The following is a 12449-nucleotide window of genomic DNA, read 5'->3' on the forward strand; positions in this document are numbered from 1 at the left end:
CCCTCCTCTCTTGCAAGTATGCAAGGCGATGGTTGACAGGAAGCCCAAGGATGGTACTATGTACCAATGGAAAACGACGAACGTGTCTCCGAAGGTGCTCTGGCGGAACTTGCCCGTGTCCTTGCAACATGTGAGGATCCAACGCTTATTCGCGATTTTCTTCTGAGCATATTCACGCCGGCGGAAGCCGATGATATTGGGAAGCGCTGGGCGCTTGTTCGGCTCCTCGACGAGGGAAAAACACAACGCACCATTGCCGCCGAATTAGGCCTGAGCCTTTGCAAGATTACCCGAGGCTCCAGGGAGCTGAAAAAGTCCCATTCGGCGTTTAGGGCCATGATTAATCTTGCCGATCAAGCCAGTCGATAATCGCATCGGCAACCCGTTCTTTTTCGCAGTCGTTTACCACAACATGGGGGCTCTCCGTAAGCACCAGCTCTTCCTTAACCTGCGAGGCTACGGATGAAGAGACAAAGGAGGCAACCTTCGCGGGAACTGCCCTGTCTTTTTTGCTGGAGATGGTAAAAACGGGAACGGTAATCTTCTTAAGTGTCTTTCGTCCGAATTTTTGCAGTTTGTAAAGCTCCGCCGCCGTGGCGGGGGTGTAGAATCGTCCGTATTCATCGGCGAGGGGGGTGAGTTCCGGATCTTTATAAGGCTTCTTTCTCTTCCGCTCCCATTTCCTGATGAACAGCTTGAGAAAAGGTGTTAAGGGAAGGATCGGATTGCTTGTCAAAAGGGCCGGTGCAGCCAGAATGGCACTTTTCGGGGAAAGATAGGCTGCCAGAATTGCGGTGAGAACCCCACCCATCGAGAGACCCGCAATATGCACGGGAAGCCCCTCACTCTTAAGATCGAGAAAAGCATCAAGAGAGGCCCTGAGCCAATCGTGAGCATCGCTTTGCAGAAAGTCCTCAAGAGATGTGCCGTGCCCCGGAAGACGGGGAACAGATACCAGATACCCTGCCTCTTGCAATCGCTGGGCAAGATACCCCATATCGTGAGGGCCGCCTGTATATCCATGGATCAAAAGAACGGCCTGCCCCTTTGCTGCAGACGACTCCGGCATAAGCAGTCGTGGCCTTGCGATCTGCGCCACCGAGCTATGCTGCACCGCTGCCGCCATTTTTTGAAGATTGCTTGCTGACATGGTCCCATCATAGCAATCACCGTGGTCGGTGAACAGTAGGAGAGGCCGTAATGTTCTCCCCATTATCTGCCGAAAAATAAGATAGATACTGGTATATCCGGAATCGGGAGGTATGTTTGAAGCTGCTGCTGCTCCATCTTAGGGAAGATAAAGCCGTAGCAGAGGATTTTTGCCGGCAATTGAAGGCCATCGGTGTGGATGCGGAACTTCACGAGTATCGTAGTGACTGGGATTTTACTCTCCTTGGAGTGCTCGGAGAAACCACTCACCTTTTGATGCTTCTACGGCAGGAGAACCTCGAACGGAAAAGCTTCGCCTTTGTCCTTGGTTTTTCTCTTGGTCGGGAGATCCCTCTCTTTTTCTATTTCTTGGAGCCCGTGGGCCTTCCCACTCTTCCCTCCCAGGTGTTTAAGGCTGATAATCCTCAGGACGTACTTGCCTATTTCTCCGGTGAAAGGCGGATATGGGCACAGAGGCAGAAGAAGGAGCATGCAAAGGGTCAACTCATTGCCATGGGCCTCGGGGTGGGTGAGGAAACCCTTGTCAAGGTCACCGCCGAAGGCGAGATTGTTCCGTTGAAGCTTTTTCTCGAGGCCGGTTTCTCTCCCGATGTTCGGGATAAGAAGGGGGTCCCGCTCCTTTCTCTTGCCGTCAGGAGCGGGCACCGGAATGTTGTTGAACTGCTGCTTGATGCCGGTGCGGATATCGATGCGGTGAGCCTTGATAGAGGAAATACCGCTCTCATGGATGCGGCTGCGGATCAGCAGCTTGAAATTCTTCGCCTGCTGCTTGATGTCGGGGCTTCTCACCATTTTCAGAGCAAGAACGGGCAAACGGCTCTTGTTCTTGCGGTTGGGCAAAAGCACATAGAGGCGGCAAGTATCTTAATAGGTGCAGGTGCCGATGTCGAGGTTAAGGATGCCCTTGGGATGTCGGCAAGGAAATATGCCCAACTTTTTGGTTTAACGGATATTATAAAGATGATGGATGAACGTGATGGAAGATAAAGATTCGTTTCGAAAAGCAGTGATTGTGGTGGTTTTTTCCGCGCTCATCGCCGTTGTCGGGTTTCTGACGGAAATTCCGGCGGTTACCGCCGGAGGTCTGTTTATGACGTACATATGTTGTTCCCGACTCCTTTTTCGGGAACATCGATTTTTGAAGGGGGCCTGTGCCCTCGTTATATTGGTTCTTTCCTCGGCCGAGACCCTCTCAGGAATCGGTACCTTGCTTCTTTTTATCCACGGAAAGGCTGTTTCCTCTCCCGGCTCTTGGACCGTTGCTCTCTTTCTCTTGTGTATGGTGGTCGGTGAAATCGTTCGAAAATCGGAAGAACAGCGAGCCGGCATAGCGGTCATTATTGCCTCCTGCTTTTTACTTCTCGGCGCTTGTGCATCGGTCATGCTCAAGGGGCCTTATATCATAGCCTCCGACGCTAGCGCCCTTGTCGTAGGACTTTTCCTTGTCGTCCGTTCCGGCCTTTTTGCCTACCGCTTTATCCTCGACTATGTCGAAAAGATAACATCTTGACGTGGAGGCGCTCGCCTACTATCTTTTCCTCGGAGGGGTTATGAAAACAGAGATTAACATCTTCCATTTGCAAAGGTTGGGGGGAGTTCCTCTCTTTCTCCATCCCTTTGATGATCCTGACACATTGCTCAAGCTTGATGCCAATACTGTTATTGCGGGTCGTTATGGAAGAGAACCGCGTCCGGAAAGCGTAACAATGCTGAGAAATGAGCTTTATCGCTTAATTGAACTTGCGGTGAAAAATTGGATTTCGGAAAAGCGTTTTATCCCCCGGTTTCTGATTTCAAGTTTGCTCTTTCTTGTTGTCTACTTTTTCCTCTCCCTGGTTATCCGGGATCCCATTCCCATGATTGATGAGTTGGGAGGTTCCCTTGCGGCCTCTTTTTTGGTTTACTATCTGCTTTCCCGACGCGATACCGGTTCCAAGGCTGCAACTGCCAAACGAATCGCCCTTCGTGAACGAGTCGACGAAATCTACTTCGAGCATGATTCTTTAGTCGAGGAAGCCGAGGAACTCCTCCTTCGCCTTGAGGCGGAAGATACCCGTCAACTTGCCGAATCCCTGGCCGATGCCGTGGAGTTTTCCGTTACGGGAGAGAAAGAGCGGCTCGATCAGCTGGTTTCCTATCTCCGCCGCCGTTTTGCCAGCCGGGCTTATCGGAAGCAGGAAAAGGCGTTGCGAAGACGCAAACAACGGCAATCGGTCAAATTAAACAATAAGTTGGATCTTCCTCTCTTCGGTGTGTATCGGGCCTTGAAGCGCTAATTACTCTACGGTATTGAGCCTTCGCATATCGAGCAGCAGATCGAGGCTCCTTTGTGCCAAATCAAGGTTTTCACGAGCGGGTCTGTAGGTGGGATCGAGGTCGAGAACAGCTTCCCAATATTGGATTGCCCGCTCAAAATCGCCCTGGGCATAGGCTTCGAGACCGGCGATGTAGTACTCGTCGATACGTTGGGCTGTCATCTGTCGCCCATCATCCCCTAATGCCATTGTCGCCTGAAGACTGAAACGGTCGAGAGAGCTGAGCTGGGTGGTAAGATCGAGGGTGTAGTTTGCAATAATGGTCAAATCATTCAGGTCCACCGATCCCCCGAGGGTGAATCGCGGGTTTGAACCCCTGTGAGTAAAGCCTGTTTGCATGGCAAAATTGTCGGTGACAGCGACTTTCGCTCCGGTCGCAAAGTAGGGATGTTCCCACTGTTCGGCCGGAAGGGTCAGAGAAAAAGGAACGGTGTAATCAAAGCTTACGAGAAGCGGCCTGAGGGGGGAATAGGCAAAGCCGAGGCTGGCGTTAGACGGAAGATTATCGTCGAGGCTGGCAAAACCGATGTTTCGTACTGCAAGGCCGAGGGAGAAATTTTTGTCCCGCGATGGATACGGCTTCAAAAAGTTAAATCTGGTGAGGGCTCCAAGGTCGATCATCCCCGCGAAGGCCGATTGGCCGGAGGCTATCGATTCCGGTACATTTCTGTATGCTCCCTTGAGCGTGGCTCCCACAGAAAGACCCGAGAAGTCATAGGAGCGGAAGGCATTGTAGGAAGCGTTTGCGTAGAGTACCGTTTCCGAATAGTAGCCGCTTCCGGCTCGGTCTCCCCAGTCGTTGTAGGCGGTGAAGGGAACGTAGAGAAATTTCCCTCCGAAGCCGAACCCGAAGTTATCCTTTCTGGAGGTAAAGGCGGCTGATTCGATATTGGTATCCGCGATCCAGTCGTTGTGCATAAGGGATAGCTGTGTAACATCGATACGGCTGCTGCCTGCAGGATTTGCCTCCAGGAAACCGACATCGCTGGCAACGGCGGTAAAGGCCGTTCCCATCCCCTCATAGAGTCCTCCGAAAGGGATAAGAAGGGTGGTGAAGGCACTTTGGCCGGTATTGGGATCGGTGATGAAACCCGAATCGGCAAAGGAGGAATAGCCGCTGTAGAATTCCGAAAGATCGGCGAAAAGGATCGCCGGTACAAACAGAATGAGGAGGAAAAATAACGGTCTATTCCGAATATTCATCATCTTATACTATACTATCTTCCTTCTGGTTTATCCAGTAATTATCCTGCCGATAATGTGATACAGTGGGATAGAAACAGAGTAGCGGAGCAAATGGAGCCAGTACGTACGCGGCCTTTGAAAACATATATTTTTCTCATCTTTTTCGTTTTGTTGCCGGTTTGGCTCTTTGCCGGAGGGCAGCAGGAGGACCCTGTCGATACGGCTCGTCAGCTTATGGCCGAGCGGCGGTACAACGATGCCATCCTGGTTCTTACCCAGATGATGAAGGAGGATCCTGATCGCTTTGATCAGGCTGAAGAACTCCTTCAGCAGGTTCGGGCCATTCGGGACCAGTACAATCGCTATTATGCCGAATTGATAGAGGTTCTGGATCCTCCGGACGGCGGGGAGATCGATGAAGATCATGCGTATGATCTGATTACAAAGATGGAGGCTCTCGACAGTGATCCTAACCCGGCGGCCGTCCAGGCCTTTGCTCAAATGCGTGCTTCGATTGTGTTTGCCGTCAACGATAGAAAATTCCGTCGGATTATCGAGGAGGCATGGCAGCTCCTGGAAAAAAAGGAGTACGATCAGGCCGTTGCACTCTACCGATCGGGTTTCGATCTTCATCAAAAACTTTTTTTGGAGAAGGATTACGGTGACGATGTTTTCGAACAGGTTCGCACGCTTCGTCAGAGTCTGGAGAATCTTTCCGATGCCTTCCTTCTTGATCGTCCCGAGGCATCATCTTTTTACGATCACGTTGTGGAAGCTCTTCGGCAGGAAAATAAAGTGGATCTTACCAATACCATCGACACCTTCGGAAGGGCTATGCTGGCTGTAGACGAGCAGCGAGGGGGGATCCTCTACGATGCTGAGGAGCTCGAAAAACTCAAAGTCTCGGTGCAGAGCGAAGATGAAAACGATGTTCCTTATCTTTCCACATTGAGGGTTCTCGCAAGAGGGAGGGCGGATGCCGAAGCCCCCGAAGGAATTGCCGGAACCATTCTGCGCTTTTCCAACGGTTCCTACACCTCTCTCTTCGAGGGGATTGGTGACCTCGCCGAAAAGGAATACCAGTCGGGGGTCGCTTCATACCATGAAGGAAGAGAGGACGTGGCTGCCCGCTTTTTTCGATCTGCAGGTGAATATACACAGATGGTGGAGCAGCTGATTGCTTTTGAAAACGGAGGAACCGCTCCTACCATGGAGAATCTGGCGGAGAGCGGTAGTGAGATCACGGAGCAATTTCTTTTTTCTCGGGTTCTGGAAAGCGCCAGTGGTCAGTTTACGGAACTTGCTGCTCTGAAGGCTGAGCTGGGAGGAGAAAACGAAGCGTGGGAAAGCCTGGATACCGAAGCCCTGGCCCTGCGCAGAGACCGCATCCTCGATCTTCAGGCAAGGATCGAGGCCGTTGCCGATCCCGTGAAAAGCCTCTCTTCCTCTCTTGATGAGTACGAAGCCCCCATCGCCGTTGACCGCCCCAAGGCCCTTGCCGGGCAGTTATTGAGCGCCGTGGACGAGGCATCCGACCAGAGTTCTGCCATGGAGCTTGAGGCGGTTTCGCGTCGCGCTTCGATTATCATTGCTCAACTGAGCAGCCGTCTTTCGGAGAGGCAAAACAGCATTGAAAAAGCACAGGCTCTTATCGAGGGCAGCCAAGAGACAATTGTCGAGGGGGCCGATCCCATCGTAGTGCGGCGCCCTGATCAGGGGATCAGTATCGTTGAAGAGACCCTGCCGACCCTGGATGCCCTTGATCAGGATATCGCCTCCATCTCCGCCTCTCTTTCCGCCGAAAGCGATGCGATTATCGCTTCTCCTGCGATGAAAGAATCGCTCTCTTCGACAGATACGATGCGTGCCGATATCATTTCGCTTCGCAACACCGGAACAACACTCCTTGCACGGGGGGAAGCATTAAACCGACAGGCCGATCTTGCCCTTGCCGAGGGGGAGCTTCGTTTCAGTGAAGCGGAGAGCCGTCTCGACGACGAGAGTTTTGAGCAGGCAAGGGACAAGTTGGAGCAGGCAGGCACGGCATTGGCCCAAAGTCTTACCTATCGTGAAGATCAGCAGGTCAGGAGTCGTATCGATAACGATATACCGGATCTTGCAGACCGGATCATTGCGGCACAAAATCGGCAGATTGTTCGGCAGGTACGTGCGTTAATCAACCAGGGCCGTGATCTTTTCTTTCAGGAAAAATTTATCGAGGCCCAGCAGACCCTTCAAAGGGCCCAGGCACGCTGGCTGCAAACCAATACCGAAGAGGAACCCGAAGTCAACAGCTGGCTCGAACGGGTCAAGCGAGCCCTGGATACCACAAGTGGTGTGGAACTTGCGATTGCCGATCCCCTTTATCCCGAAATGACTCAGATGCTCAATCTCGCCCGCAAAGATTTTCTCGATGGCAAACGACTTTTCACCTCCGGCGACCGAGATAAAGCGCTTGCGCAATTTTCCGAGGCCGAACGTAAGATCGAATACGTGAAGGAGCCCTTCCCAAATAACAAAGATGCCAGTATCCTCTATCTTCAGATCTTGCAGTATACCGAGCCCGACGACTTCGATGCTATTTTTTCCAGTCGGTTCAACAATGCAAGGCGCCAATTGAATTCGACGCCGGAAGAGGCGTATCGGGAGCTCAAGGTTCTTGAAGCGATTCGACCCGATTTCGCCGGAATGGAAAAGGCCCTATACGATGCGGAAATTGCAACGGGTATCAGGCAGCCGCCTCCCGATCGGGCGAAGCTTGCCAGGGCCAGGGACCTTTACGGCGATGCCGAAAAGATTGTGGAAAACGACGTGCGGGCGCAATTTCCGGTGGCTATTGCCTATTTGAACGAGGCGATCAAGCTTAACCCCGATTATAATGATGCCATTGTGCTCAAGGACAGGATACAAGCCGGAAGCGGCGGAGCAGTTACCGTTGTTCTTTCCAGTGTCGCGCAGCAACAGCTTAAGCAGGCAGAGGACCTCTTCATAGAAGGGCGCTATTTCGAGGCAAGCGTTATTGTGGAGCAGCTGATGAACAACACGAAGAACAGGAATAATCCGAAACTCCTCGATCTCCAGAAGCGAATAGAGGCACGCCTGTGATGTACCGCCGAGCCCCTTTGCTCTTTTGCCTGGCGTTTGTGCTGTTCGCTGCCTTTCAGGCGGAGGCTCAGCAGTTCTACTGGGAACGTCCCGAGATTTTGGTTGATGCGAACGCCTCCTTTGTCCGAAGTAGCTCAAATGGCGAACGTTCTGCCTTTCTCTGGCATGAATATGGTGAGCCCTCCGATGGTTATCGTGATCTCTATATTTCACTGATGAGCTACAGGAATACATGGGAACGCCACGAGCGGGTGCTCGGACCCTTCCGCTATGTAGGAGAAAAGGTTCCCGTTGCTTCGATGGTGATCGATAAAGCCGGACATATCTTTATCGCTCTTGCCACCTCAGGCAATACCATCGCGATCTACCGTTCCGATGACGACGGAGCAAGCTTTGTAAAGGTTGCCGAGCCCGGAATCGGATCGGAAGAGAGGACTGTTGTTGCTCCCCGCCTCTTTTTGTCTTCTACAGGTTCCCTCGTGTTATTCGTTACCAGCCCTCTCATCTCAGAGGGGCTCCAAGCCCTTACCAGTGAGGTGAGTCTTGGGGCCGCTTTTTCCGTGAGCCGGGATGGACGGGAGTGGAGTGAGTTCACTTCCCTTGCAAAAGGAAGCAATCTTGCATACGTCTATTTGCCCTCGCTTGCCCACTACGGAGGAAAGGATTATGTGGCCTTTCAGGCCTCTCCTCAGGAAAGCCGTTTTTATCAGCTCTATCTCGTATCAAGCAGCGACGGAGGAGCGAGCTGGAGTTCGCCTCGGCTGATAAGCGATTTTGAGGATCGATCCATTTCCGATGATGGCGATCCCAACCTCTACGATAATCAACGCCCCTACCTGTACGGCAATGGAAAGGGGCTTGCTGTGGCATGGGAGCGCAGATACTCGGGAAGCTCCCCTCCCCAGATCTTCTACGCCGAATTGAGTCCCGAAGGGGCGGTTGTCGGGGTACCCGAGCGAATTTCCCAGGGCAGCAACGTCTGTAGGAATCCGGTCATTACCGAGACGGCGGGGGAAAGGGTCCTCTTCTGGTTCGACGATAGCAAGGGGGATAATCGTATCTTTTTCGCCCTCAGACGAGGCGTTTCCTGGGATGCGGAAGATGTGAGCGTCATGAACGGTGTCAGCGCCTTTCCCGTTCCCATGTTCCGCTCCGGAGAGCTCTCCCTGCTCTGGGAGAACAGCTTTGCGAACAGATCGCGTATCGCCTTCCTTGCCCCGGATAAGAGCGCTTCACCTCCCCAAGTCCGTCCCCTCAATTTCCGGCAGGGGCGTCCCGCCAAACAGGATAGTTTCATCGTATCCTGGAACCTTCCGGACGACTCTTCGGGTATCAGCGGTTTCAGCTATTCCGTCGATCGTGATCCGGAGGGCGATCCTCCTCAACGGTTGATGTTGTTGCGCAGGGAAGAGCGCCGTTTTTCCGCCTCCTTAAAGGAGGACGGCCCCTGGTTCTTTCATGTTGCGGCACAAGATTACGCTGGCAACTGGTCGAAAAGCGTGACCATTGAGGCTCTTCGTGATACCACACCTCCCTCTCCCGTTCTCTTTATTGATCCCGAGCTCGACGGCGACGGTTTTCTTCCTTCCAATACCGGAAACATCGCTTGGGAGCCTCCTTCAGAAACGGATGTTGCGGGTTACACATACCGACTTCAGTATCTTACGTCTGCCGATTATACAGGGGATCCCGAGGCCCTGCCCGTTCGTCCCCCTTCAGATAGTATCCGGCTGCAGGTTCCTTCCCTAAGCTTTCGAAATATCGATAACGGTTTGTGGGCCGTTACCGTGGCGCCTGTGGATCAGGTAGGAAATGTCGGCGAGGCCGTTTCCTTTCGGATGAGATTGAATAAGTATATTCCGGTCACCTATGTTACGGATATCTCCCTTCGGGAGGATGACCTGGGCCGCTATCTCATATCGATTGTAGGTCGTGGCTTTTCGGTAGGGGGCAAGATCGGGACGGTCCTGCTCGATAGGGATGGAAAACCGCCCTACGATTACAGCTTTGATGCGGAAAGCGCCGTGTATCGAGTGGTCTCCGACCGTCGAATCGAGGGACCGGTGATCGAAGACATCGACGGCGGCGACTATCACCTCGGGGTCATCCACCCGACCAGGGGCTTGTACCTTACCCGAAGAACGCTAAGCTTCTCCGACACCGGTACCGTAAAGTTCGGAGATTTTACGATTCTCCAGCGTCCAGCCCTGCATCTTATCCGGCTTCCCTTTTCCACCCTATCGGGAGGAACCGTCGCCTTTGTCCTTGTGATGGTTCTTTTAGGAGCAAGTTTTCTCTTCGTGTCCTGGCGTATCCTTCGCCTGGTTCAGGAGGGTAACCTGCTCCGGAACGAAGCCGTCGCCTTGCTGGAGCAGCGCCGCCTGCCGCATGAAGAACGAAAAGAGAGGATTATCACCATGGCTAAAGAACGAAAGGGGCTAAGAAGAAAATTTGCCCTGCTTGTTACATCTCTGGTCTTGATTGTTGTTCTGCTTGTCGCCCTGCCGATGGGCCGTTTTATGATTAATACACAGCAGAGGAGTCTTGCAGACGGCCTTTTGCAAAGTACCAGGGTTTTGGTGGAGAGCCTTGCATCGGGTGCGGGAAAATATCTTCCCGAAGAGAATACCATAGAGCTTGGTCGACTTCCGGCACAGAGTCGGGCGGCCGAGGATGCACTTTATGCTACCATTACAGGGGTACGCAGTACGCAGGTTCCCGATACCGATAATGATTATTTTGATTACCTCTGGGCGACGAACGACCCCTCTATCGCCGAAAAATTGACCGGCGAAGATGCCGGAGGAGGGCAGAACTCCTTTCGGCGCGGGGCTGCCCGGATCAAAGATGATGTTTCTCCCTTTATCGACGAACTTAGGGAGCGTATCGATGACAGGGCGGAGGCCGAGGTCGGGGCCCTTAGCCAGGAATTGGCAGAGTTGCAGGAAAAAGCCAGAGATGCAGCCACCAGATTGGTCACGCGGCGAGATGAGGATACGGCCCAGCTGCTCCAGGAGCTGCAGGATTCCATAGCTTCGGTCAGTGAGGAGATAGAGGCAACGTTGCAAGGTATCGGGAGCGAGGTCTCTTCCGTGCCCGCTTTCGATCCCGAAACCATCCTTACCGGGCCCAGCGAATATAGCTTTTACCGGCCCATTGTCTATCAGGATTCGAATCGTCCGGGAGTATATTACCACGGCCTGGTCCGGCTCGGTATCACAACAGAACGTATTCGCGGTGAAATCATTGCCAGCCGCGACAGGTTGATTCGGCAGACTGCCGTTATTGCCCTCGGTGCCGTTCTTCTCGGAATTTTGGGTTCCCTGCTTCTTGCGGCCATCATCATCATCCCGATTCGAACCCTGGTCCGGGGCGTTGAGGTCATCAGCGAAACCGACGATAAGGAAAAGCTCAAGGACCACGTCATCGTTGTAAAAACCCGGGACGAGCTTTCCCAACTTGCGGAGACCATCAACGAGATGACCCGCGGACTGGTAAAGGCGGAGAGTGCGAAAAAGGACCTTACCATTGGAAAAGAGGTTCAGAAGATGTTTATTCCCCTGGAGCAGGACTCCAGGGGCAACAAAAAAACCACAGCCTCGGACAACTATCCTGGACTCAACTTTTTTGGCTACTATGAGGGGGCAAAGGGTGTTTCCGGCGATTACTTCGACTATATGCAGCTGCCCGGAAATCTTTACGCCGTCATCAAGTGTGATATCGCGGGAAAGGGCGTTCCCGCTTCTTTGATCATGGTCGAGGTTGCGACGATTTTCAGGAATTTTCTCAACGAGTGGAAACGGGAGCAGGAGAGAATTCTATCTGTCGCCTCCTCGAAGGGAATTGCCCCCCGCAAGCAGGAACCGGCCATCGATCAGCTGGTGGCCAGTATCAACAGTCTTGTGCAGGAACGGGGCTTTCAGGGACGGTTTGCGGCCTTGATCGTCGTGCTTATCGACGGGGCAACGGGAAAAACCGTTTTCTGCAATGCCGGAGATAATCAGGTTCACCTTTATCAGGGAAAAGAGGAGTCCATGGAGATGATGACCCTCCCTGCCGCGCCTGCGGCAGGGGTTTTTCCGAATGATCTGATCGATATGAAAGGCGGTTTTTCCAAGGTTCCCCATGTTCTAAGATCCGGAGACAAGCTTTTTCTCTTTACCGACGGTCTTGAAGAGGCTCAGAGAAAGTTTCGTAATGAACGATTCGAAGTTGTCACCTGCGAAGAACCAGGCCTGGAGCAGGGGCAGCTGCATGATACCCACCCGGTCGGCAACGACAACGAGGAGTTGGGGATCCCCCGGATCCATGAAATCATCAATACCTTCTACAGGAAGGGACGTTACCGACTGGAGAAGTATCACAACCCAATTCCCGGCGAGGTCCTCGAATTTGATTTTGCCTCCTGCGGTTCCGGCATAGAGGATGCCGTGCTCGCCCTGGTCGCGGTTGAAAAAATCTTCAGGCTCAACCCGGATCCAAAGGCAGGCGAGAGTGATGTTGTCAATGTCGATATCAGAATCGATGATTTCCTGCAATGTTGTTTCGTGCAGTTCGAACACTATTTCGGTGGGAAGGAAATCGGCCGAAACGATACCTATATCACCTACGGCTCTTTGAAAGAGGATGAGCAGTACGACGACCTGACCGTCCTCGGTATTGAAAAGGTGTGAA

Annotated in this window: 8 protein-coding genes; 6 read left to right on the plus strand and 2 right to left on the minus strand. The window is 52.8% G+C overall.

Features of this window, described 5'->3' with window-relative positions; genetic code table 11:
* Nucleotides 1-66 precede the first annotated feature (66 nt).
* Complete coding sequence (locus SPIRS_RS07525) at nt 67-369, plus strand: Trp family transcriptional regulator (RefSeq protein ID WP_013254082.1); 303 nt, start codon at nt 67-69, stop codon at nt 367-369.
* Here the strand turns inward: SPIRS_RS07525 and SPIRS_RS07530 are convergent.
* Nucleotides 341-1150: an alpha/beta hydrolase gene (locus SPIRS_RS07530; protein WP_013254083.1), complete on the minus strand. Its 810-nt coding sequence runs from the start codon at nt 1148-1150 to the stop codon at nt 341-343. The genes SPIRS_RS07525 and SPIRS_RS07530 overlap by 29 nt on opposite strands.
* A 116-nt stretch (nt 1151-1266) precedes the next feature.
* Here SPIRS_RS07530 and SPIRS_RS07535 point away from each other — a divergent pair, with 116 nt between their 5' ends.
* From SPIRS_RS07535 to SPIRS_RS07545, 3 genes are read left to right on the plus strand one after another with little or no spacing between them, the layout of a single operon-like run.
* Nucleotides 1267-2157, plus strand: a complete 891-nt coding sequence (locus SPIRS_RS07535) for an ankyrin repeat domain-containing protein (RefSeq protein WP_013254084.1) — start codon at nt 1267-1269, stop codon at nt 2155-2157.
* The gene (locus SPIRS_RS07540) at nt 2147-2680 is read left to right on the plus strand and encodes a hypothetical protein (protein WP_013254085.1); all 534 of its coding nucleotides are present in this window, start codon (nt 2147-2149) and stop codon (nt 2678-2680) included. The genes SPIRS_RS07535 and SPIRS_RS07540 overlap by 11 nt, the downstream gene beginning before the upstream one ends.
* 40 nt (nt 2681-2720) lie before the next feature.
* Nucleotides 2721-3446, plus strand: coding sequence for a hypothetical protein (locus tag SPIRS_RS07545; protein ID WP_013254086.1), 726 nt, complete (start codon nt 2721-2723; stop codon nt 3444-3446).
* Here the strand turns inward: SPIRS_RS07545 and SPIRS_RS07550 are convergent, their stop codons facing one another.
* Nucleotides 3447-4691, minus strand: coding sequence for a UPF0164 family protein (locus tag SPIRS_RS07550; RefSeq protein WP_013254087.1), 1245 nt, complete (start codon nt 4689-4691; stop codon nt 3447-3449). It abuts the gene before it with no gap.
* Nucleotides 4692-4805: 114 nt separating this feature from the next.
* On the opposite strand from SPIRS_RS07550, the gene SPIRS_RS07555 reads away from it, so the two are divergent.
* Both SPIRS_RS07555 and SPIRS_RS07560 read left to right on the plus strand, forming a co-directional pair.
* On the plus strand, nt 4806-7775 hold the full coding sequence (locus tag SPIRS_RS07555; RefSeq protein ID WP_148224044.1) for a Rad2 family DNA repair protein: 2970 nt from the start codon (nt 4806-4808) through the stop codon (nt 7773-7775).
* On the plus strand, nt 7775-12448 hold the full coding sequence (locus SPIRS_RS07560; RefSeq protein WP_013254089.1) for a SpoIIE family protein phosphatase: 4674 nt from the start codon (nt 7775-7777) through the stop codon (nt 12446-12448). Before SPIRS_RS07555 ends, SPIRS_RS07560 begins: the two co-directional genes overlap by 1 nt.
* Nucleotide 12449 lies beyond the last annotated feature (1 nt).

The sequence above is a fragment of the Sediminispirochaeta smaragdinae DSM 11293 genome (assembly GCF_000143985.1).
Taxonomy (GTDB): domain Bacteria; phylum Spirochaetota; class Spirochaetia; order DSM-16054; family Sediminispirochaetaceae; genus Sediminispirochaeta; species Sediminispirochaeta smaragdinae.